This window comes from Janthinobacterium sp. GW822-FHT07A03, assembly GCF_058798815.1.
In genome coordinates this window covers 255,345-277,079 of the sequence record NZ_JBXAKW010000005.1, presented here as the reverse complement: position 1 = coordinate 277,079, position 21,735 = coordinate 255,345, and the positions used below count along the sequence as shown (strand labels likewise).

Annotated in this window: 23 protein-coding genes; 11 read left to right on the top strand and 12 right to left on the bottom strand. The window is 67.2% G+C overall.

Annotation, left to right across the window (positions count from 1 at the left end):
* Window positions 1–3: 3 nt before the first annotated feature.
* Complete coding sequence (locus AC1RJW_RS16170) at window positions 4–963, bottom strand: FAD binding domain-containing protein (protein WP_493045810.1); 960 nt, start codon at window positions 961–963, stop codon at window positions 4–6.
* Window positions 960–1,619: an aldehyde dehydrogenase iron-sulfur subunit PaoA gene (gene paoA / locus AC1RJW_RS16165; RefSeq protein ID WP_493045809.1), complete on the bottom strand. Its 660-nt coding sequence runs from the start codon at window positions 1,617–1,619 to the stop codon at window positions 960–962. Before paoA ends, AC1RJW_RS16170 begins: the two co-directional genes overlap by 4 nt.
* A gap of 322 nt (window positions 1,620–1,941) precedes the next feature.
* Between paoA and AC1RJW_RS16160 the strand changes: the two genes are divergently transcribed.
* From AC1RJW_RS16160 to AC1RJW_RS16150, 3 genes are read left to right on the top strand one after another with little or no spacing between them, the layout of a single operon-like run.
* Entirely contained in the window at window positions 1,942–2,958 is a 1,017-nt protein-coding gene (locus tag AC1RJW_RS16160) for a M14 family zinc carboxypeptidase (protein WP_493045808.1), read from the top strand.
* Window positions 2,955–3,755, top strand: a complete 801-nt coding sequence (locus AC1RJW_RS16155; protein WP_493045807.1) for an alpha/beta fold hydrolase — start codon at window positions 2,955–2,957, stop codon at window positions 3,753–3,755. Before AC1RJW_RS16160 ends, AC1RJW_RS16155 begins: the two co-directional genes overlap by 4 nt.
* A gap of 5 nt (window positions 3,756–3,760) precedes the next feature.
* Window positions 3,761–4,804: a serine hydrolase domain-containing protein gene (locus AC1RJW_RS16150; protein ID WP_493045806.1), complete on the top strand. Its 1,044-nt coding sequence runs from the start codon at window positions 3,761–3,763 to the stop codon at window positions 4,802–4,804.
* A 3-nt stretch (window positions 4,805–4,807) separates the two neighbouring features.
* Here AC1RJW_RS16150 and AC1RJW_RS16145 read toward each other — a convergent pair whose 3' ends face one another.
* Both AC1RJW_RS16145 and AC1RJW_RS16140 read right to left on the bottom strand, forming a co-directional pair.
* Entirely contained in the window at window positions 4,808–5,938 is a 1,131-nt protein-coding gene (locus AC1RJW_RS16145; protein WP_493045805.1) for a YbfB/YjiJ family MFS transporter, read from the bottom strand.
* Window positions 5,935–6,816 carry a LysR substrate-binding domain-containing protein gene (locus AC1RJW_RS16140; RefSeq protein WP_493045804.1) on the bottom strand — a complete coding sequence of 294 codons (882 nt, stop codon included), beginning with the start codon at window positions 6,814–6,816 and terminating at the stop codon, window positions 5,935–5,937. Before AC1RJW_RS16140 ends, AC1RJW_RS16145 begins: the two co-directional genes overlap by 4 nt.
* Before the next feature lie 87 nt (window positions 6,817–6,903).
* On the opposite strand from AC1RJW_RS16140, the gene AC1RJW_RS16135 reads away from it, so the two are divergent.
* From AC1RJW_RS16135 to AC1RJW_RS16120, 4 genes are all read left to right on the top strand, one after another.
* Window positions 6,904–7,965, top strand: coding sequence for an NAD(P)H-dependent flavin oxidoreductase (locus AC1RJW_RS16135; RefSeq protein WP_493045803.1), 1,062 nt, complete (start codon window positions 6,904–6,906; stop codon window positions 7,963–7,965).
* A gap of 18 nt (window positions 7,966–7,983) precedes the next feature.
* The gene (locus AC1RJW_RS16130) at window positions 7,984–8,811 is read left to right on the top strand and encodes an AraC family transcriptional regulator (RefSeq protein WP_493045802.1); all 828 of its coding nucleotides are present in this window, start codon (window positions 7,984–7,986) and stop codon (window positions 8,809–8,811) included.
* Between the two features lie 75 nt (window positions 8,812–8,886).
* Window positions 8,887–9,312, top strand: a complete 426-nt coding sequence (locus tag AC1RJW_RS16125; RefSeq protein ID WP_493045801.1) for a cupin domain-containing protein — start codon at window positions 8,887–8,889, stop codon at window positions 9,310–9,312.
* Window positions 9,313–9,503: 191 nt separating this feature from the next.
* Window positions 9,504–9,773 (top strand): DUF4440 domain-containing protein, encoded by a 270-nt coding sequence (locus AC1RJW_RS16120; RefSeq protein WP_493045800.1) that lies wholly within the window; start codon window positions 9,504–9,506, stop codon window positions 9,771–9,773.
* A 47-nt stretch (window positions 9,774–9,820) separates the two neighbouring features.
* Here the strand turns inward: AC1RJW_RS16120 and AC1RJW_RS16115 are convergent, their stop codons facing one another.
* Both AC1RJW_RS16115 and AC1RJW_RS16110 read right to left on the bottom strand, forming a co-directional pair.
* Window positions 9,821–10,615, bottom strand: coding sequence for a TOTE conflict system archaeo-eukaryotic primase domain-containing protein (locus AC1RJW_RS16115; RefSeq protein ID WP_493045799.1), 795 nt, complete (start codon window positions 10,613–10,615; stop codon window positions 9,821–9,823).
* A gap of 46 nt (window positions 10,616–10,661) precedes the next feature.
* The gene (locus AC1RJW_RS16110; RefSeq protein ID WP_493045798.1) at window positions 10,662–12,197 is read right to left on the bottom strand and encodes an MFS transporter; all 1,536 of its coding nucleotides are present in this window, start codon (window positions 12,195–12,197) and stop codon (window positions 10,662–10,664) included.
* A 118-nt stretch (window positions 12,198–12,315) separates the two neighbouring features.
* Between AC1RJW_RS16110 and AC1RJW_RS16105 the strand changes: the two genes are divergently transcribed.
* On the top strand, window positions 12,316–13,176 hold the full coding sequence (locus AC1RJW_RS16105; protein WP_493045797.1) for a LysR substrate-binding domain-containing protein: 861 nt from the start codon (window positions 12,316–12,318) through the stop codon (window positions 13,174–13,176).
* Between the two features lie 113 nt (window positions 13,177–13,289).
* Here the strand turns inward: AC1RJW_RS16105 and AC1RJW_RS16100 are convergent, their stop codons facing one another.
* Together AC1RJW_RS16100 and AC1RJW_RS16095 are read right to left on the bottom strand one after the other, a co-directional pair.
* The gene (locus AC1RJW_RS16100) at window positions 13,290–14,414 is read right to left on the bottom strand and encodes a fimbrial protein (protein ID WP_493045796.1); all 1,125 of its coding nucleotides are present in this window, start codon (window positions 14,412–14,414) and stop codon (window positions 13,290–13,292) included.
* A 292-nt stretch (window positions 14,415–14,706) separates the two neighbouring features.
* Window positions 14,707–16,095 carry an MFS transporter gene (locus AC1RJW_RS16095; protein ID WP_493045795.1) on the bottom strand — a complete coding sequence of 463 codons (1,389 nt, stop codon included), beginning with the start codon at window positions 16,093–16,095 and terminating at the stop codon, window positions 14,707–14,709.
* 75 nt (window positions 16,096–16,170) lie between these two features.
* On the opposite strand from AC1RJW_RS16095, the gene AC1RJW_RS16090 reads away from it, so the two are divergent.
* Window positions 16,171–17,067: a LysR family transcriptional regulator gene (locus AC1RJW_RS16090; RefSeq protein ID WP_493045794.1), complete on the top strand. Its 897-nt coding sequence runs from the start codon at window positions 16,171–16,173 to the stop codon at window positions 17,065–17,067.
* A 119-nt stretch (window positions 17,068–17,186) separates the two neighbouring features.
* Window positions 17,187–17,801: a glutathione transferase GstA gene (gstA, locus tag AC1RJW_RS16085; RefSeq protein ID WP_493045793.1), complete on the top strand. Its 615-nt coding sequence runs from the start codon at window positions 17,187–17,189 to the stop codon at window positions 17,799–17,801.
* A gap of 22 nt (window positions 17,802–17,823) precedes the next feature.
* On the opposite strand, the gene AC1RJW_RS16080 is transcribed toward gstA, so the two are convergent.
* On the bottom strand, window positions 17,824–18,276 hold the full coding sequence (locus AC1RJW_RS16080) for a PaaI family thioesterase (protein ID WP_493045792.1): 453 nt from the start codon (window positions 18,274–18,276) through the stop codon (window positions 17,824–17,826).
* Between the two features lie 155 nt (window positions 18,277–18,431).
* On the opposite strand from AC1RJW_RS16080, the gene AC1RJW_RS16075 reads away from it, so the two are divergent.
* On the top strand, window positions 18,432–19,004 hold the full coding sequence (locus AC1RJW_RS16075; RefSeq protein WP_493045791.1) for a DUF4337 domain-containing protein: 573 nt from the start codon (window positions 18,432–18,434) through the stop codon (window positions 19,002–19,004).
* A gap of 6 nt (window positions 19,005–19,010) precedes the next feature.
* On the opposite strand, the gene AC1RJW_RS16070 is transcribed toward AC1RJW_RS16075, so the two are convergent.
* The 3 genes from AC1RJW_RS16070 to AC1RJW_RS16060 all read right to left on the bottom strand — a co-directional run bounded on the left by AC1RJW_RS16070 (window position 19,011) and on the right by AC1RJW_RS16060 (window position 21,703).
* Window positions 19,011–19,631 (bottom strand): ParB-like protein, encoded by a 621-nt coding sequence (locus AC1RJW_RS16070; protein ID WP_493045790.1) that lies wholly within the window; start codon window positions 19,629–19,631, stop codon window positions 19,011–19,013.
* Window positions 19,632–19,680: 49 nt separating this feature from the next.
* On the bottom strand, window positions 19,681–21,342 hold the full coding sequence (locus AC1RJW_RS16065) for a SulP family inorganic anion transporter (RefSeq protein ID WP_493045789.1): 1,662 nt from the start codon (window positions 21,340–21,342) through the stop codon (window positions 19,681–19,683).
* Window positions 21,343–21,406: 64 nt separating this feature from the next.
* Complete coding sequence (locus AC1RJW_RS16060) at window positions 21,407–21,703, bottom strand: hypothetical protein (protein ID WP_493045787.1); 297 nt, start codon at window positions 21,701–21,703, stop codon at window positions 21,407–21,409.
* Between the last annotated feature and the right edge of the window lie 32 nt (window positions 21,704–21,735).

The window sequence follows — 21,735 nt, the reverse complement described above, 5'->3', positions numbered from 1 at the left end:
GCTCTAGCCTTTCTTCGCTTGCGCTTGCGCCAGTACGGACGCCACGGTGCGCTGCGCCAGGATCAGCTTGAAGCCGTTGTCGGCCGTCGGCCTGGCGCCGGCCAGCAGGCGTTCGCTCACGGCAGTGGCGCCATTCGGTATCGCCTGCTCGGCGGCGGCAATTCTCCACGGCTGCGGCGCGACGCCGCCCAAGGCCAGCCTGCCCGTGCCATCGGGCAAGATGATGGCCGCCACGGACACCAGCGCGAACGCATACGAGGCGCGGTCGCGCACCTTGCGGTAGACGTGCGTGCCGCCGATAGGCAGGGGCAAGGTGACGCTGGTGATCAATTCGCCCGGCTGCAGCACCGTTTCCAGCTGCGGCGTACTGCCCGGCAAGCGGTAAAAATCGGCGATGGGGATGCTGCGCGTGCTGCCGTCGGCCCGCACCGTGTCGATGCCGGCGTCGAGCACGCGCATGGCCACGGCCATGTCGCTCGGGTGCGTGGCGATGCAGGCCTCGCTGCTGCCCAAAATCGCCAGCGGCCGGCTGAAGCCGGCTATGGCCGAGCAGCCGCTGCCCGGCACGCGCTTGTTGCACGCCTGGTTCGTGTCATAGAAATACGGGCAGCGCGTGCGCTGCAGCAGGTTGCCCGCCGTCGTCGCCTTGTTGCGCAATTGCGCCGAGGCACCGGCCAGTAAGGCGCGCGACAGCACGGCGTAGTCGCGGCGCACGGTGGCGTGCGCCGCCAGCGCCGTGTTGCGCACGAGGGCGCCGATGCGCAAGCCGCCGTCCTTCGTCGTCTCCACCTTGTCCAGCGCCAGGCCATTGACGTCGATCAAATGCGCGGGCGTTTCGATCTCCAGCTTCATCAGATCGAGCAGATTCGTGCCGCCCGCGATGAAACGGGCGCCCGGCGTATGCAAGGCGGCAGCAGCCGCTTCGGCCGGCGTGGCGGGTTTTTGATAACTGAACACTCTCATGCCGGCCTCCCCGCCACCTCGGTGATGGCTTCGATGATGTTGGAGTACGCGCCGCAGCGGCAAATATTGCCGCTCATACGTTCGCGCAATTCTTCGGGCGTCACCGAGGGGGCCGCGTTCAAGTCCGCGCTGACGTGGCTGGGGATGCCCTGGCGGATCTCGCCCAGCGCGGCGACGGCCGAGCAGATCTGCCCCGGCGTGCAGTAGCCGCATTGATAACCGTCATGCGCGATGAAGGCGGCCTGCATCGGATGCAGTTTCTCGGGCGTGCCCAGCCCCTCGATGGTGGTGACCTTGGCGCCGTCATGCATCACGGCAAGCGTCAAACAGGCATTGATGCGCTGGCCGTCCAGCATGACGGTGCAGGCGCCGCACTGGCCGTGGTCGCAGCCCTTTTTTGTGCCCGTCAAGTGCAGGTGTTCGCGCAAGGCGTCGAGCAAGGTGGTGCGCGTGTCGAGTTCCAGGCTGTGGCGCCGGCCGTTGATTTCCAGGCTGACTTTCATCAGGACGGGCGGCGGGGAGGCGCCTGCCTGGGTGGCCGTGTTGACCGCTTCCGCCGCTCCCGCCACGCCGGGCACGGCCACCGCCGTGGCCGACAGCGCGCCGGCGATCAGCAAGCCGCGCCTGCCGGCACTGATGTGATTACACTCTGTCATGTTGCGCTTCCTCCTGGCTGTGGACTGGCTGGGTGGGCGCATGCAGGCCCGAAGCAGCAGTCTGACGGCCGGATTTCCACGCGTCTGTACGCGAACGAACGCAGAATACCGCTCAGCGCCACGCTGCACCTGTCCTTTGCGCAAGCGCAAACGACGCCGGGGTGTAGCCAGGCAGTGATTTTTTGCCTCAACCGCAATAAGCTACACAAGCAAGATGACGGCCTCATGACATGCTTGCCATCCATAAATTTCGCCATGCGGGACGTCTGGCGCGGCAATGATTTCGGCTACACTGGCTGTCACTTTCCCTTTCAGACGCCTGATGATCGAAAAGAATCTGCCCGAGCTGGTCATGCTGAAGCGCCTCATCGACGAGGGCGGCAGCCACCTGGAAGTGGCTGCGCCCTGCAGCATCGCCATGGATGGGCGCGCATTTCCCGTGTACTCGATTGCGCTGGGCAATCCGAGTCCCGACGTGCCCGTGCTGGGCTTTTTCGGCGGCATCCACGGGCTCGAACGTATCGGCACACAGGTACTGCTGTCCTTCCTGGAAAGCCTGATCGCGCGCCTGCGCTGGGACGCCACCCTGCACCAGCAGCTGGAAACCATGCGCCTCGTGTTCATGCCGCTGGTCAATCCGGGTGGCATGTGGCAAGCCACGCGCAGCAATCCGCGCGGCGTGGACCTGATGCGCAACGCGCCCCTGAGCGCGCGCGAAAGAGTGCCGTTCATGCTCGGCGGGCAGCGCTACAGCGCACGCCTGCCCTGGTACCGCGGTGCGGCGGACGGCCCGATGGAGGCGGAAAGCCAGGCCGTGTGCGATCTCGTCGAGCGCGAGCTGCTGTCGCGCCAGTTCAGCATCGCCCTCGATTGCCATTCCGGCTTCGGCTTGCGCGACCGCATCTGGTTTCCCCACGCTCACACCAAGGTGCCGATAGCCCATCTGGCCGAGATTGGCGCGCTGGAAGAGCTGTTCAGCCAAAGCTACCCGAACCACAACTATGTGTTCGAGCCGCAAAGCCGGCAATACCGCACGCATGGCGACCTGTGGGACTATCTGTACCTGAACGGCACCAGCTACAGCGGGCGCGTGTTCCTGCCGCTGACGCTGGAAATGGGCTCGTGGCTGTGGGTCAAGAAAAACCCGCGCCAGCTGTTCAACCGGGTCAGCATCTTCAATCCCACGGCCGCGCACCGCCTGCAGCGCGTGCTGCGCCGGCACCTGGTGTGGTTCGATTTCCTCATGCGCGCCGCCAGCAGCCACGGCCGCTGGATGCCGGAAGGCTTGCTGCGCAAGGCGCAGCGCCGGCGCGCCCTGGCGCAATGGTATGAAACATGATGCAGATCAACACGCGTGAGAACTGGATCCTGCTGCGCGGCCTGATGCGTGAACAGCGCCACTGGGGAAGCTTCCCGGACACCCTGGCGCGCGCCCTGCCCGGCGCCCGCATCGTCACGCCCGACCTGCCCGGCAACGGCACGCGCCATACGGACGACAGCGCTACCCGCGTGGCCGGCATGGTGGAAAATTGCCGCCAGGACTTGCTGGCGCGCGGCATCCCCGCACCGTACCATCTGCTGGCCCTGTCGCTGGGCGGCATGGTGGCCGTGGAATGGGCGCACCGCTACCCGCAGGAAATCGGATGTTGCGTGCTTATCAACACGAGCATGCGGCCCTACAGTCCGTTTTACATGCGCCTGCGCTGGCAAAACTATGGCGCGCTGCTGCGCCAGTTGCTGGTCGGCGATGCACGCAGCCAGGAGGCGCTGATCTTGCGCCTGACCAGCCGCAGGCATGCCCATGGCAACCCGGCGCTGCTGGCCGACTGGCTCAGTTTCCAGCAGGAATACCCCGTCAGCCGGCGCAATGCGCTGCGCCAGCTGCTGTCGGCCGCCCGTTACCGCGCCCCGGCGATCCGCCCGGCCATGCCCGTGCTGGTGATGGCCGGCGCGCAAGACTGGCTGGTCGACCACCGCTGCTCGCAGCGCCTGGCGCGCGCCTGGCAAGCCGATTGCCTGATCCACAGCGATGCGGGCCACGACCTGCCCCTGGACGAGGGGGAATGGCTGGCGCAATCGGTGGCGCGCTGGCTGGGGGTGGCAGCGGCAGAGCATGACAAGACAAACACAGCATAATCATCATGCAAATAAGCAACAATTCAGAGCAATTGACAGCGCTAGTGGAAGCCGGCGTGCACGATCACATCTTCCCGGGCGCGGCCTGGGCCGTGGGCACCGTCGACCATGGCGTGGCGGGCGCAGCCGGGCGGCTCACGCCCGAGCCCGCCAGTGCCGCGATGCAGGTCGACACCCTGTTCGACATCGCTTCGCTGACCAAGATCGTCAGCGTCTGGTCGCTGACGGGCCGGCTGCTGAAGCAGGAACGCCTGGGCCTGGACAGCAGGCTGGCCGACCTGCTGCCCGGCACGGCAGGATACGCGCTGGCGCCCGTCACGATTTTCCAGCTGCTCACGCATACGGCCGGCCTGCCGCTGCGCGCCCGCCTGCGCGCCAGCTATGGCGAGGTGTACGACGATATCGTGCGCGGCGTGCTGCGCGAGCCGCTGGAAGGCATACCAGGCCAAGCCGTGGAGTACACGGACCGCGCGGCGCTGATCCTCGGCCTGGTCATCGAGCGGCTGCTGGGCATGCCCCTGGACCGGGCCCTGGAACAGCATATCCTGCGGCCGCTGGGCATGGCCGCCACCGGCTATGGCCCGCTGGCGCCACGCCACGGCCAACTGGTCGCGCCGACCGAGTATTGCGAACAGGCGGGCGCCCACCTTGCCGGCGTGACGCATGATTTTTCGACGCGGCTGCTGGGCGGCGTATGCGGCATTTCCGGGCTGTTTTCCAACGTGCCCGACCTGCAGCGCTTCCTGCAGGCGATACTGGCGCAGGAGCGGCACGGCGAGGTGTTCGATGCCGGCTGGGTGCGTGATTCGCTGACGGTACAGACGGGTTCCTTGAGCCCGTCGCGCGGCCTGTTCTGGCACCCGGCGGCAGGCACAGGGCCGCACGACGACATCTGGTGCCACCAGGGTTTCACCGGCACGGCGCTGTGGCTCAGCCCCCGGCGCGGCCGCTATGCGGTGCTGCTGACCAATAAGCTGTACTACACGCGCGATTCCGCCAGGGTCAACGTGCTGCGGCACGCTTTCATGCGCTGCGCGTTCGATCTCTGAGTTTTATAGCCGCAAGCTCACGATGATGGCCAGCAGCAGCGCGCCGGCGGCCGCCAGCAGCGAACTGTTGAAACTGTGCGACTGCGCATACAGGCTGCCCGCCAGCACGGGGCCGATGATCTGGCCGATGCCATACACCACCGTCATGATGGCCATCATGTTGGTGCCCGCCTTGACGGCGGCCCGCTGCGCGGCCGGCATGGCGATGGTCACCGTGCCGACGAACGTGCCGCCGACGAGGATGGCGCTGAGCAGGTAACCGGCGGCCGAGGGCGCCAGCACGGGCAGCGCCACGCCCAGCGCCTGCAGCAACAGGTTCAGCCGTAGCGCCCGGCGCGTGCCCAGGCGCCCGTGCAGCCGGTGCCACAGGAAGCACGACGGCGCCGCACCGAGGCCGAAGACGGCCCACACGTGGGCGGAGTTCAGCCCGGGCAAGGCCGCGCCGACCAGCACAGGCAGGTACGTGGCCGTGACGATGTAGCCGAGCCCTGCCAGCCCGTAGATCAGCACCAGCGGCCACGACGCCACGGACGCCAGCGCCGGTGCGGCGGCTTGCGGCGCCGCGTCCAGGGTCGCTTCGCCGCTGGCGGCAATGGCCGGTGCGGCCGCCAGCCCCGCCAGCACGGTGACGCCGGCCAGCAGCAGCCACATGCCGGCGCTGTGCCAGCCCAGGTGCGATGCCAGCACCAGCAATTCGGCCGAGACGGCGATGCCGACGCCCACGCCTGCGTATAGCAGCGGCGCGCCGCGCGCCTGCCGGCGCTGTTCCAGCAGCCACAGCGAAGCCGCCACCATGGCCAGGGCGCTGAACACGCCCGCCACGCCCCGCACCGTCACGATGAGCCAGACGGGCATCGGCACAGCCAGCACGCCCAGGCACAGCGCCGTGCCGGCCACCGACCACAGGCACAGCCGGTGCGCGCCGTGGGCCCGCGCGCGCATGGCCAGGATGGCGCCCAGCAAGTAACCGGCATAGTTGGCCGAGGCGGCCAGGCTGCCGTCGCGCAAGCTCAAGACGCCCTCTCCCACCATGTGCGGGTAGATGGCCGTGAAGGCGAAGCGGCCGAAGCCCATGCCGATGGCAAGGATCGCCGCCGCGGCGATGGCCGCGCGCAGCCTGGCCGCCCCGCTCACGGCGCCACCTCCACCTCGCCCAGCTGCGCCTGCAAATGCTGGAACGCGGGCACGTCGAAGCCCGCGCGCCAGACCAGCACCGTGTCGATTTTCCCTACGGAAATAGTCGCCAGGGTGGCCGGCGCGTCCGACAGCGCCAGCACGCTGGCGGGCAGCACGGTCACGCAGGCGCCGGCCGCCACGCAGGCGATCATGGTGTGATACGAACTCAGCTCCTGCACCCGCCACTGCGTGCTGCCGGCCACGCCCAGCAGCTCTTCGGCGATGCCGCGGTAGGTGCAGCCTTGCGGAAACGCCGCCAGCGAGCGCGTGCGCACGTCCGCGGCGCGGCGCGCCTGCCCTTCGCTGGCTGGCAGCAGCAAGCACAGTTCCTCGCGCCACACGGCGGCCGATGCCAGGCCCAGCTCCGCCAGGGCGGCGGCACCGCCGAACGCTGGCGGCAAGGCGACGAAGGCGCAGTCGAGTAAACCCGTGCGCACCTGCTCGATCAGGGGCCGCGACGGCCCCGTGCTCAGCGCCAGCCGCGTCTCCGGATGACGGGCGTGATACGCGGCCAGCAGCGCCGGCAGGCGGCTGGCCGCCGTGCTTTCCATACTGCCGACGCGCAAGGTGCCGCCCTCGCGCCCGCCCGTGACGACGTGGCGGGCCTCTTCCGCCAGCGCCAGCAAACGCTGCGCATACTCAAGAAAGCGTTCGCCCGCCGCCGTCAGGGCCATGCGCTTGTTGGCGCGCACGAACAGTTCCGCGCCGATATCGGCTTCCAGCTGCTGGATGCGCGTGGTGACGCTGGACGGCGCGCGGCCCAGCCGGGCTGCGGCCTGGGTGACGCTCAGCTCACTGGCCACGGCGCAAAAAATCGTCAGGGATTCCATGTCCATCACGTTCTCGATTGAAGAATTATTATGCTATTATATTCTTCAAATAAGAATATTGCGCAACATCCTCAACTTCATGAAGGACACATCATGAGCACCTCCCAGCGCTTCCTCGACCGTCTCGCCCTGCAGCACCCCATCATCCAGGCGCCGATGGCGGGCGTCTCCACGCCGCGCATGGCGGCCGCCGTCTCGAATGCGGGCGGCCTCGGTTCGGTGGCCATCGGCGCCGGCAGCGTGGCGCAGGCGCGCCAGATGATCGAGGAAACCCGCGCGCTGACGGACCGCCCCTTCAACGTGAATGTGTTCTGCCATGCGCCGGCGGTGCGCGATGCGCGGCGCGAAGCGGCCTGGCTGGCCCATCTGGCGCCCCTGTTCGCGGAGCTGGGCGTGCCCGTGCCAGAGGAACTCGACGAGATCTACCAAACCTTTCTCGGCAACGAGGCGGCGTTTGCCCTGTTGCTGGAACAGCGCCCCGCCGTCGTCAGCTTCCATTTCGGCTTGCCGGCGCCGCAGCAGATCGCCGCCCTGCGCCAGGCCGGCGTCTGCACCATGGCCACGGCCACCAGTCTGCGCGAGGCGATGCTGATCGAACAGGCAGGCGTCGACGCCATCGTGGCGCAAGGCGTGGAAGCGGGCGGCCACCGGGGCGTGTTCGACCCGCAAGCGCCCGACGAGCGCCACAGCACCAGCGTGCTGCTGCGGCTGCTGGCGGGCCGCACTGCCCTCCCCCTGATCGCCGCCGGCGGCATCATGGATGGACAAGGCATCCGCGCCGCGCTGGACCTGGGCGCCGTGGCGGCCCAGCTGGGCACGGCGTTCGTGCTGTGTCCGGAATCGTCGGCCAACGCGGGCTACCGCGCCAACCTGCACAGCGCACGGGCCGCAAGCACCCGCCTGACCAGCGTGCTCTCGGGCCGCCTGGCGCGCGGCATGGTGAACCGGCTGATCGAACATGGCGAGGCGCCGGGCAGCCCGCCGCCAGCTGCCTATCCCGTCGCCTACGATGCCGCCAAGCAATTAAACGCGGCGGCCAGCCGGCATGGCGACAGCGAATTCGCCGCGCAATGGGCCGGCCAGGGCGCGCCGCTGGCGCGGGAAATGGGCGCGGCGCAGCTGGTGGCCGCCTTGCTGCGGGAAATGGCGGCTTGATGTACGGATGCCGCTGACATGACACGCCGATTGCCCGACAAAAAAACCGACTGGGTCCGGCACGCCAGGCCGGTAGACGGCATGGAGCGCATCGAAGCCTGGTTTCACGGCAACGCCTATGCCATGCATCGCCATGACACCTATGCCATCGGCCGCACGCTGGCCGGGGTCCAGAGTTTTCATTACCGGCGCGGCAAGCAAAACAGCGTGCCTGGCAACACCATGGTGCTGCATCCCGACGAGGCCCACGACGGACAGGCGGGCAGCGGCGAAGGCTTCCAGTACCGCATGATGTACGTGCCACCCGCACTCTTCCAGGACTTCCTCGGCGGACAGGCGCTGCCCTTCATCGAAGGCGGCGTGAGCAGCGACGCACGTGTCGCCGCGGCAACGGTGGCCTTGCTGCACCCCGTCCACCATGCGCCCGAAGCGCTGGAGCAAAGCGATGGACTGGCCGAGCTGGTGCACGCGCTGGCCGCTGTCGCCGGCCTGCCCGCACGCCGCCACGGCGGCGATTTCCTTGCGGCACGGCGCGCCCGCGAGTATCTGCACGCGCACCATGCGCAGGTCGTCACTTTGGCACAACTGGAACAGGCCACCGGGCGCGACCGCTGGAGCCTGTCGCATGATTTTCGCCTGTTCTACGGCACCAGCCCCTACCGCTACCTGACGATGCGGCGCCTCGATACCGTGCGCCGCCTGCTGATCGCAGGCAGTTCGCTCGCCCACGCCGCCGCCAGCGCCGGCTTCGCCGACCAGAGCCATATGACGCGGCATTTCTCGAAGGCATTTGGCATGACGCCGGGACGCTGGCTGCGCATCGTCCAGAGCGCCGGGCCCGGCTGACGCCGCCACGATCGTTCAATACGGGTGCGCGCCGCCGGCGTATCGTCGGCACATCTACATTGAATGGAGCAAACCATGTCCCAGCCCCAAAGCCACACCGCCATGCCGCTTGACCGCGGTCAATGCAAGAGCATCGACCTGGCCAGCAAGGTGGCGCTGATCCACGAACAGTGGCAACCACGTGTCGTGGCAGAAATGAATGATTATCAAATCAAGGTCGTCAAGGTGCAAGGCGAATTCCAGTGGCACCGGCATGCTGAAACGGACGAGACCTTTTTCGTCCTCGAAGGCGAACTGCGCATCGATTTCCGCGGCGGTCCGGCGGGCGATGGCGCCATCGTGCTGCGCGCCGGCCAGATGGCCGTGGTGCCGAAGGGCGTCGAGCACAAACCGTGTGCCGGCGCCGAGGTAAAACTGATGCTCATCGAACCGCGCGGCGTGGTCAACACGGGCGATGGCGCCAGGGGCGCGCGCAGCGCCGAAAACGACCAGTGGGTTTGATCTGCCCCCGTCGCCGCTGGCAGCCTGGTCCTGCGCGCCTTGGTGGATGATACGGCCTGGCATGCATGGGCGCGCCAGCCTGGCGTTCATCTCCGTCATCACCCTGGCATCTTGCGCCACGTCAAATAAAAATGGCACAGCAGTCATCCTTTTCGACAGCACCCGAGCCGCTGAGGAAAACAATTGAACAGATGGACGATGCATTGTTCAGTGCCTTCAATTCCTGCGATATCGCCGCATTTACGCAGTACCTGGCCCCGGATGTGGAGTTCTACCACGACGAAGGTGGCCTCATGCTATCGGCCGCTTCCCAGGCCGAAGGCTTGAAGGTTCGCTGTGCCGAGCAAGCGAACAACGGCGGGCTGCGGCGAGAACTGGTCAAGGCGAGTCTGGAGGTCTATCCGGTCAAGAATTACGGTGCAGTGGAAATCGGTAGTTACGCACATTCGGCACCCAACTGACGAGGTGTAAAAAAGCTGGCGGGCCAGCCTGCTCGACAATGCCCCCGCTACGGCAGCCGGTGCCGGAACGTCGGCTCGATATGGCGCGCATGCAGCCAGCGCACGATGTCTTCCAGGGTGGCGTCCTGCAACAGCAAACCCGGCGCCATGGCGGAGGTTGCCGCTGGCAATGGAGCGGCGACGGGAGCAGGCGCCGCCTCAGCCAGCCCCGCATGTCCCTGCAGCTTGGCCAGTGCCTGCGCGAATTGTCCCGGATTGATGCTGCGTAAGCTTTCCAGGAAACCCAGCTGGGCGGCCGGCGGCGGCGGCATGTCCAGGCCCGGCTCGTCGACGAAGGCGGCGCCCATGCTGGGGTGGATGAAGGCGGCCCACTTGCCCGAGGGCTGCAGGCATGGCGGCAGCGCCGCCTGTTCCACGTAGTCTGGCGGCGCGACGGCGAGGATGTCCGTCGAGGCGGGCAAGAAGGTCGAGCGCAGCAGTTGCACGAACTGGCGCGCCTGGTCGGCGGGCACGGGCGTGGCCAGGGACAGCCACAGCTGGAACGCCGTGCCCGAGATGCTGACGGCAGGCGCCGGCAAGTCCAGCTCGTGCTGCACGGCATTGGCGATCGTGCACAGCGCGCTCCAGTGCGCCTCGCCGCCGCCCTTGCCGCCAAACTCCAGCACCAGCGCGCGCGCCAGGCCGTGTCCGCTCACCAGGCGCACCGCCACCGTCTGCTCGCCCGACAGGTGCCGCGCCAGCACGGCCGGCATCAAAGGCTGGGCGCCGCCCTGCGCATCGACGTAGTGCTGCTGTTCCTCGAACAGGTACAGGCGGGTGAGTTCGGAAATCAGTTTATGCATGGGCAGCCTCGTAATGACGTTGAGCAACACTTGTCAACGTGCCCGATTATAGCCTCCCCGCACTTGGCGCACCCATCCTCGCGGCGCCAAACACCAGCCAGCTGGCCACGGCGAACAGGCAGGCGGCCACGCCGCCATACAGCATCACGGCGCCAAAGCCTTGCGCGAGCGCAAGCTGGGCCACGCCGGCCGGCAGCGCGCCGGCGCCCTTGCCTGCCGACAAATCCTCGGCCATGGCGCGCAAGGCGGCTGCGTCCAGTCCGCCAGGCACATGCTGGCGCAAGGCGGACTGGATGCCTTCGACGAGGATAAAACCCATCAGCGCGATATTGATGGACAGGCTGACCATGCGCGCGCTGATGTCGATGCTGGATGCCATGCCGGCCCGTTCGCCGGGCACGGCGCCCGTCGTCGTGTTGGTGACGGGCGTATTCGTCAAGCCCAGGCCCGTGCCGGCCAGCAGGCAGCCGGGCAGGATCGTCAGCCAGCTGGCGGCATCCGCATGGCTGCCCCACAGCATCAGCAGGAAACCTGCGCCGATGGCCAGCATGCCGGCAGGAATGACCAGGTCGGCGCGGTAGCGCAGCGCCAGCCGCTCGGCCAGCGGCGGCATGAGCAAGGTGGGCAAGGTGTAGGCCAGCAGGGTCAGGCCCGTGCCCAGGCCGCTGTAGCCGAGGCCATGCTGCACGTACAGGGGCAGATAGATCATGAACGGCCAGAAACTGCAGTTCATGCCGGCCGAACCGAGCAAGGCGCCCGAGAAACGGCGAATGCGAAAGACGGCAAAATCAACCATCGGTTCAGGCTGGCGGCGTTCGATGACGGCAAACAGCATCAGGCTGAGCAGCGCCACGGCCAGGCTGGCCACGCTGCGCGGATCGGAAAAGCCCAGCGCCGGCCCCTGCGTGATGCACCAGGCCAGGCTGAACACGCCCAGCGACAGGGTGGCGATGCCTGTCACGTCCAGCTTGCGCCGCTGCGGGTCGCGCGATTCCGTCACGCCCTGGCCCGCCAGCAGCAGTGCGACGACGGCCAGCGGCCCGTGCACGAGAAATACCCATTGCCAGCTGGACAGCGCGACGATGGCCGCGCCGATGATGGGTCCGAAGCCCAGGCCCAGTCCAAACACGATGCCCCAGGCGCCAAACGCCCTGCCCCGCGCGGCGCCGGCCGGGAACTGCTGCGACAGCACGGCCACCTGGCAAATCAGCATGGCGCCGCCGGCCGCGCCCTGCAGTGCGCGCGCGGCGATCAGCACGCCCGTGCTGCCGGCCCAGCCGCACACGAGGGAACTGACGCCGAACAGCGCCAGGCTGCCCAGCAGCAAACGCTTGCGGCCATAGCGGTCGGCCAGGGTGCCCGTGGCCATCAGCACGGTGGTGCAGGCCAGGGTGTAGGCGTTCATGATCCACTGCAAATCCTTGAAGTCGCCATGCAGCAGCGTTTCCAGGGTGGGCAGGATGACGGGCACGCTGGAAATTTCCAGGCCGAACATGAGCGAGGCCAGGCAGACGGCGGCCAGGGTCAGTGCATTTTGTTGCGAAGTAGTCGGTAGCATCGAAGCCTTGATGTCGGTAGTCATGGAGGCGCGCGTGGAGACGGCGCACCGCGAGCCGCCATTCTAGAAAGCCTCGACTCATGAGGGAAATGATAAAATTTTGTACAATTCATTCATTTTCATCATGAATCACGGGAGCTCCATGGACTTCGATACCGCCCTGCTGCGCGCCCTGGTTGCCGTAGCGGACACGGGCGGCTTTACGCGCGCCGCCGAACGGCTGCACCTGAGCCAGTCCGCCGTCAGCCACCAGATCCGCCGCCTGGAACAGCAGGCGGGCACCGCATTGCTGGTGCGCACGACGCGCAGCCTGCGCCTGACGGAAGACGGCGAGGATTTTTTGCGCCACGCGCGGCAGATCCTGGCGGCCCAGGATGCGCTGTCGCGGCGCTTCCAGCGTTCCTCGATCGCGGGCGCCGTGCGCTTCGGCGTGCCGGAAAATTTCATGGGCGCGCGCCTGCCGGCCCTGCTGGCGCAATTCGCGCACCTGTTTCCCGCCGTGCGCCTGGACGTGACGGTCGGCACTTATCTTGACTTGCAGAAACTAGTCGCCGCCGATGCGCTGGACCTGGCCGTCGTCATGGCCCTGGCCGGCGACCAGGATGAGGCAGCCGTGCTGCGCCGCACGCGCTTCGTCTGGGCCGCGGCGCAGGATTTCCGGCATGACGGCGCGTTGCCCCTGCCGCTGGCGTTTTCGCCGGCGCCGTGCATGCACCGGCAAGTGGGCGTCGATGCCCTCGATGGCGCCGGAATCGACTGGCGCGTGGCGTTCACCTCGCCCAGCCAGCAGGGCTTGCGCGCCGCCGTGCTGGCCGGGCTGGCCATCACGGCCCTGCCGCAAGGCGACCTGGAAGCGGGCATGGTGGTCATCGATGGCCAGCATGGCTTGCCCGCCCTGCCCGCCGCGCAATTTCAATTGCTCTGGCGTGCCGCCAGCAAGACGGCGGCGGCCGAAGCGTTTGGCCAGATGCTGCGCGCATGGTCGGCCGCGGCGTTGGCTTGACACTGCGCGCCGTCCTGTTCTACCGCACGACGCCGGGGCGGCGCCAGCGTCATCTGCGCCGGCACGCCGTCAGCCGGCCCAGCCCCCCCCCCCCCCCGGTTTCCTGAATACCGTTACTCATAACTGATCGTAAACGTCGCCGAGGTATTTGCCGGGCCCGTCGTCACCCGGCTGCTGGTCTGCAGGTAACGCGCGCGCAGGGGGATGGTATAACTGCGGTCGCTGGCGCTCAGGGTCAGGCCGCTGCTTCGCTTGGCTGCCAACGGCAGCGGCGTGCCGGCCGTGGTCGCCACCTGCACGCCTATGCCGCTGGCGGCGGGAGGACGGCCCGCAGGACTGGGATCGAGGCCCAGCACGCCATTGGCCGGGTTGATCGCGGCGCCAGCGGGATCGATGCGGTACTGCAGGCTGTTATTGTCGCGGGATCCGCTGTCACCCGTGCCTCTCGGCGGGCTGCCGCTTTGCGAGACCCAGCTGGCAGGCGTCTTGTTCACTGTGCCATGGAAGGCCGGGCAATTGTTCAAGGAAATGGAAAAATCCGTCCAGCCGGTGGCGCTGTTGACCCCGGTGAATGCTTTGGGCCGGTGCGTGCCCATGGACACCGCCACATCCGGCGTGCTGCAGGTGCGCGAGACAATCTGCAGACTGCCGGAGACGCCCATCTTGAAGCCCAGCACTCTCGCATCGTCGAAATTGCCGAACAGGCTGACGGTCGGCAGGGAGTCGCCCCGCAGCACGCCCGGCGTCACGTCGCCCAGCTTAATCAATATCAACTCGAAATTGGCTGGCCCATCAAAAGGAACAAGGCAGCGAAAGCCCGCTTCGCAAGTGGTCCATACCTTGCCTGTCTGTCTGGGCAGCAGACCGCCCGTACTGCTGAAGGCAACCCCCAGCCCCGCAATGTTGGTTTTGTAGACTTTGCCGGCATACGTCCCGCTGGTCCATGCGGCCAGGCCGAAACCTGCCTCAACCAAAAACTCGGTAAATTGTTGATATGGGGCATACAGGCACTCCGCTTTCACCGCCTGGCCGCCGGCCATGTTGAATGTCTGGCGATACACTTCGGTGCCCACCGGCACATCTCGCCCGACGGTGAGTGCCGAGACCTGCAAGGGCATGTTGCCCACCGCCGGCTGGATTCCGTTCATGTAGGTGCAGGTGACCGCGAAGGCCGGGCCGGCCGCCGCCCACAGTAGTGCGGCGGCCAAGCCTGATTTGACCAAAGAGCCAATATTCATAACGGTACCTTTACGATGTTGATTGGTGCAACTTACTGAGAATGCATGAGGTACATCAAGGAGTTGATGAGGGCGCCCGGACCTGCTGCGGCCATGGCAGCACGCCCGCAGGCGACCTGGCCGGCTTGCGCTTCCCGTCCGTTCCTGGAAGCCCCGTTCCTGGAAGCCCCTTTCGTGGCAGCGCTCCTGTGTCATTGCGGGATGAAGTGTAAAACCCCCGCAGCACAGGCACTATAGGAGCACTCCGAAAAATGCGGCGGCCGCGGGGCCCGGACGGTTGCTGCGTAAACGCTCAGCCGCGCCGGCGGCATGACAGCACCAGCAGCAAGGCCAGCGCCAGCATGGCGGCCGCGCTGCCCAGGGCCACGGTGACGCGGTGCGCCAGCAGGGCCACGCCTGCCAGCTGGTGCGCGCCAACAGCCGAGATCGCCACCAGGGCAGCCAGCCCCAGCGAACTGCCCAGCTGGTGCGCCACGTTGACGATGCCAGATGCCGCGCCCGCATCCTGCGCCGGCACGCCGGCCACGCCAGCCGCCGTCAGCGGACTGAGCGCCATGCCCTGCCCCGCGCCGATCAGCACCATCGGCAAGGCCACGCCCAGCCAATAGGCCGTGCCAAGGTCGACTCTGCTCAGCCATGCCATGCCCAGCAGGGTCAGGCCCAGGCCCATGGCCAGCAGGCGCGCATTGCCGAAGCGCCGCGTCAAGCGCGGCACGCACAGGGCCACGCCGAAGTTGACCAAAGTCATGGGCAGGAAGGCCAGGCCCGTCAGCGACGGCGGATAGCCGAGCACCACTTGCAGGAATTGCGTGGTGAAAAAGAAGAAGCCGATCATGGCGCCCAGGAACAGCACCCTGGCCCCGTACGCGGCATTGCGTTGCCTATCGGAAAAAAGACGCAGCGGCAGGACCGGTTGCGCGGCGCGCCGCTCGATCAATATGAAAGCGGCCAGCAGCAGCACGCCCGCTGCCAGGGAGCCTTGCGTCAAGGCATCGTCCCAGCCGGCGCCGGCCGAACGGATCAGGCCATACACGAGCGCCGTCATGCCGATGGTCGAACTGGCGGCGCCGGCCACGTCGAACGAGCCCCGGCTGCGGTCGCTTTCCGCAATGTAACGGCGCGCGGCCGCCAGCATGGCCGCACCGATGGGCAGGTTGAGGAAGAAGCCGACTCTCCACGACAGCCATTCGGCCAGCACGCCGCCCAGCACCAGGCCCACGCTGGCGGCGATGCCGGCCACGGCGCTGTACAGGGCGATGGCCCGCGTGCGCTCGCGCCCCTCCGCAAACGTGGTTTGCAGCAAGGCCAGGGTCGACGGCGCCAGGATGGCCGCGCCCACGCCCTGGATGGCGCGCGCGGCGATCAGCATGGCCGGCGACTGCGCCAGGCCGATGGCCAGCGACGCCACGGTAAACAGCGCCAGGCCCAGCTGCAGCATCCTGCGCCGGCCGAAAGCGTCGCCGGCGCGCGCGGCCAGCAGCAGCAAGCCGCCAAACGTCAGCGTATACGCGCTTTGCACCCAGGCCAGGCCCGTGTCCGTAAAGCCCAGTTCCTGGTGAATTTTCGGCAAGCCCGTCAGCACGATGGACGTGTCGAGCACGATCATCACATAGCTGACGAGGATGATGGCGAGGATGGCCGCCTTGTGCGGCGCGGCGGGGATAGCGGGGAGATTTTTCATGCCGCCACTGTAAGGCTGGCGCATTACGATGAATAGATGCTAAAGTCGGCATGAACTTATTAGCAGGATTAATGAATGGCGCAAACCAACTTCAACGACATCCTCGCCTTCGTGGCCGTGGCCCGCGCAGGCAGTTTTACCCGGGCGGCGGCCAGGCTGGGCGTGTCGCAGTCGGCGCTGAGCCAGACGGTGCGCGCGCTGGAAGAACGGCTCGGCTTGCGCCTGCTGGTGCGCACCACGCGCAGCGTCTCGCCCACGGAAGCGGGCGAACAGCTGCTGCGCACAGTGGCGCCCCGCTTCGACGAGATCGAGGCGGAACTGGCCCTGCTCAGCGAGCGGCGCGACAAGCCGGCCGGCAACATCCGCATCAGCGCGGGCGAGCACGCGGCGCTCACCGTCCTGCAGCCGGCCATCGCCCGCTTGCTGCCGGAGTATCCCGACATCAACATCGAAGTCGTCGTCGACAATGGCATGACCGATATCGTCTCCGCGCGCTGCGACGCGGGCGTGCGCCTGGGCGAGCAAGTGGCCAGGGACATGATCGCCATGCCCATCGGCCCCGATTTCCGCATGGCCGTCGTCGCCTCGCCCGCGTATTTCAGCCGCCATGCGCCGCCGGCCACGCCGCAGGACTTGATGGCGCACAACTGCATCAACATGCGCCTGCCGACATTGGGCGGCCTGTTTGCCTGGGAATTTGCCAAGGATGGGCAGGAGCTGAAAGTGCGGGTGGAAGGACAGATGATTGTCAACAACATGGCCATGCGCCTGCATTCGGCGCTCGATGGCCTGGGGCTAGCCTGCATGGCCGCAGATGTGGTACAGCCTTACGTCGCCGATGGCCGCCTTATCCGCGTGCTGGACGACTGGTGCCCCGCGTATGCGGGCTACAAGCTGTATTACCCGAGCCGGCGCCACCCGTCGCCCGCGTTCACCTTGCTGCTCGACACCTTGCGCTATCCCCGTGTTTGAGCCAGCGCAATCGTTCACCGGGCGTGCACCGTGAAATGCGGTCAATTGCGCGAACACGCGTTTACCGTGCGGCGGCACAGGACTATAGTGACTGCTTTCCCACCTGTTCAAGGATCGCCATGAAACTCTTTTATTCGCCGGGCGCCTGCTCGCAGGCACCGCACATCATCCTGCGCGAAACGGGCACGCCATTCACCCTGGCCAAGGTCGACCTGGGCCAGCACCGCACGCAGGAAGGCGGCAATTACTACGAACTCAACCCGAAAGGCCAGGTCCCGCTGCTGGCGCTCGACGATGGGACGACCTTGAGCGAAGGCCCCGTCATCGCCCAGTACGTCGCCGAACGGGCCGGCAGGCAGGACTTGTTGCCGCCCGTGGGCAGCCTGGCCCGCTACAAGGTGCTGGAATGGCAGAATTACATCACGTCCGAGCTGCACAAATCGTTCAGCCCCCTGTTCGATCCCCGCATCGACGCCGCCACCAAGGCCTTGTTCATCGAGCAACTGGGCAAGAAATACAAGTGGATCAACAGCCGCCTGGAAGGCCAGTCCTACCTGACCGGCGAGCAATTCACCGTGGCCGACGCCTACCTGTTCGTCGTTACCGGCTGGGCGCCGAACGTGGGCGTGGATTTGTCCGCGCTGGCGCATGTGCAGGCCTTTCTGGGCCGGGTGTCCCAGCGCGACAGCGTCAAGGCGGCTTGGGAAGCGGAAGGACTGGCCAAGGCGGCTTGAACGCCGTGGCCCGGTGCACGGCTCAGGTCTTTTCCGACTTGCCGTGCATCACCATGATGGTTTGCTGCATCAGCGCGCACAGGGTTTCCCGGCCATCCTTGACGGCAAATACTTCGGCCTGCGTGACGATCAGGGTGCGTCCCGGACGCACCACCTTGCCGCGCGCGATCAGTTTCTCGCCATCGGCGGGCGCGAGCAAATTCATCTTGTATTCCACCGTCAGCACGGATGCGCCGTCCGGCACCATGGTCATGGCCGCGTAACCTGCGGCCGAGTCCGCGATCATGCCCACCACGCCGCCGTGCACGAAACCGTGCTGCTGCTCGATGCCGCTCCAGTGCGGCACGTGGATTTCCGTGCTGCCGTGCGCCACCACGGGCAGGCTTGCCTGGATCAGGGTCATGGCGTTCTGCAAATCAAAACTGGCGCGGACCCGGTCGGCGAATTGCGGGTCAGGAAGACGGGACGTGCTCATGGGCTGTACGCTTTCAGGGAGGGAACGCTGTACTGTACCCGCTTATGCCCGTTCGCACCATGCCGCGGCGCTTGCCAGCTCGCATGGCGGATGCGGTAGTATCATCATGTCAACGCCAGTTCGCTCCCTCCACCTGCCGCCGCGAAAGATCCGCCATGGAAGAAGAATACGAAGTGCCGAGTCCCCATGAACATGCCGTGGAAGAGGCGACGGAGAAGGAACGCGATGGCCTGACGCAAAAAATCGCCCTGATGACGGCCATCCTCGCCACCATCGGCGCCCTGATCAGCTACCAGAGCGGCAATGCGCAGAACGAGGCCATGTTCCTGAAGAATGAAAGCATCCTGAAGCAGGCGCAGGCCAGCGACCAGTGGGCCTTGTACCAGGCAAAGTCGACCAAGGGCCATATCGCCGAAGCGACGGCCGCGCTGGCCACGGTGCCCGAAGTGCAGTCCCGCTTCCGCGCCGAGCAGGCCAGGCAGGAAAAGGAAAAGGTGGCCGTGCAAGCCATCGCGCGCCAGCTGGAAGAGCAATCGCGCAAGCTGGGCGAGGAATCGGAAGCCAAGCTGCGCCCGCACGAACGCCTGGCCATGGCCCTGACCTTCATCCAGATCGCCGTGGCGCTGGCCGCCATCACCGTGCTGACGCGGCGCCGCTGGCTGCTGTGGGGTTCCGTCGGCGCGGCAGCGGCCGGCATACTGGCCGCCGGCAGCGCCTTCCTGCTGTAGACGCCGTCAAGCGGGCGGCAGGACGCCGCTCCAGCCGGGCAGATAGCGCGCCTGCTGGCTGCGCGCCAGTTTCATCGCTTGCGCCAGTGCTTTGGGGAAATTCTTTTGCAGGCTGGCCGGCGCGATGCGGCTGCGCAGGAAATCGGCCCATAAAAACTCGCTGAACGGCGTCACATCCTTGGCATAGCCGCCTGCGTTGCGCAATTCGCCGGCCAGGCTGCGGTAGGGATCGTCGTGCAAGCCGCTCAGGTGCCGGGGGATGGCGGAAAAGTCGCGGCGCACGCCTTCGCTGTCGTACGGGTGCACCCACTGGTGGTGGTCCATCACATGCCAGAAGTGCAGCGGTTCCAGCCAGGACAGATCCTTGAGGATCATCAAACTGACGCTTTTCACGCCTTCCTGGTGCAGCGCCAGGCCGAAATGGTGGTGGTCGACGATGTAGTGGCGTCCTTCCGGGCCGATGATGCCGGGAAACCAGTGATCGGCCAGCGCCGCCGCCCGCGCCTTCCTGCCCAGGCTGGCCCAGTGCGCGCGCTTGAGTGCCACCTCGGCCATGCCGACCGTGATTTGCGTGGGCAGCAGCTTGTTCAGCCTTGCCTTGACCAGTTGCGGTTTCGCCCTTGTCATGCCGTCTCCCCAGATGCCTCGCCTGGCCGCCAGCGTAGCATAGTCGCCGCTACTTTTCAGGCGCGGCAGCGTCCAGCAGGCGCACGGCCTCGGCCACGCTCAATTCGCTCAGCAGCAGCGCCGGCCCGCCCTGGACGGCCAGCATGTCGCCCAGCGCCAGCTGCAGCACGGTGTACGCCGGCTCCTTCAGCCGCGCCAGCGCCAGGGACAGCCCCTGCTGGCGCACGAACGCGGCAAAGTCGCGCAAGGCTTCGACGCTGCTGCCGTCGAGGTCGGGCGACTCTTCCAGGCTAAGGATCACCTTGCGCAGCGGACCGGCCCGCTCCTCCAGCATGGCGCGCGCCAGGTGCAGGCTGCGCTCGGCATTGACAAAGAACAAGGGTTCATCGAGGCGCAGTATCAGCAGCTCCGGCTGCGCCCGGGCATCGCGATGCAGCGCCAGCTTGACGTAGTCGTGGCTCTCGCCCAGCCGCCCCAGCACGGACATGCCCGGCCGCGACAGCCGGCGCAGCATCAGCAGCAGGCTGATGGCGATGGCCACCAGCAGGCCGTCGAGCACGCCGAACAGCAGCACGCCGGCAATCGCCGCCAGCACCAGCAGGCGGTCGCGGCGCCAGGCAAAGTATGGCTGCAGGGAAACAGGGTTCAGGGTATGGCTGACGGCGTGGATGACCACGGCGGCCAGCACGGGCACGGGCGTGAACGCCACCAGCGGCAGCAGGGTCAGCACGATGACGCCCACCACGGCGGCGGCCACCAGCCCCGTCAGGCGCGAAGTGGCGCCGGCCGCCTCGTTGGCCGACGTGGCCGAATAGCCGGCGCCCACCGGCATGGCTTGCAGCAATCCCGCCAGCACGTTGGCCGCGCCCAGCGCCAGCAAGTCGCGCTCGGGCGCCACGGGGTCGCCATGCTTCAAGGCAAAACTGCGGATGGCGCCGTACGATTCGGCATACAGGATCAGCGCCAGCGCAAACGCCAGCTCGGCCAGGCGCGTCCATTCCGCCTGCGTCAGGCGCGGCAGGACGGGCATGGCCAGGCTGACATCGATGGCGCCCACCAGGGCCACGCCGTGGCCGGACAGGTCCAGCCAGCGGCCCGCGCCGATGCCCAGCGCGATGACGATCAGGCCGGCGGGCCAGCGCTGCGCGCGCCGCAGCAGGAACAGCAACAGCAGCGCCGCCGCGCACAGGGCCGCGCCGCGCCCGTTCCACTGCCCCGCCCGCGCCAGCAAGCCGGGCACGAGATGCAGCACGTCGCCCTGCGGCGGCTGCACGCCCAGCACGCCGGGCAGCTGTTTGACGATGATGACGATGGCCAGGCCGAAGGAAAAGCCGCGCAACACGGGCTTGGCGATGAATTGCGTGACGCTGCCCAGCCTGGCTACCCAGGCCAGCAGGAAGAATCCCCCCGTCAGCATCACCAGCCCCGCCATCAGCATGAGCCGGTGCCCCGCCGTGCCGCCCGGCATGGACGCCATGGCCGCGGCCAGCACGGCGGCCGACGACGACGTGGCCGAAACGATGGCAAAGCGGCTCGTGCCCAGCACGCCATAGCACAGCAAGCCCGCGAACAGGGCCAGGATGCCCGCCTGGGGCGCCAGGTTGCCGATGCTGGCATACGCCACCGCTTCCGGCAGCAGCAGGCCGGCGATCGACAGGCCGGCGCTGACATCCTGCCAGCGCTTCGTTTGCGGCGCAGCCGATGCGCTCATGGCGAGGCTCCTGGTGGCTGGCACGGGTCCGCGCCATGGTGCGGCAAAACGGCGGCATGCGGGCTCACGGCGCCTTGGAGCGGTCCACTTCCGTCACTTGTCTGCCGGCGCGAAAGATGGAATAGATCGCCTCGCCGATGCGTTCATAGGGCACATCCGGCTCCGTCCGCAAGGCAACGCTGGCAATGTTCTTCTCGGCCAGGACGGCCAGCATCTCTTGCACCGTATGGACGCGCTGGCCCGCCACGATGATGTCTTCCTTGCCCACCATGACGACCGGCGGCGGTGGCGGCACGCTGGCGCAAGCCACCAGGCACAGCAGCAATGCCGCCGCGCTCCCCGCATGGACGATTTTGCACATATTTCCCCCTTTCCTGCAGCTTACAGGCGCCG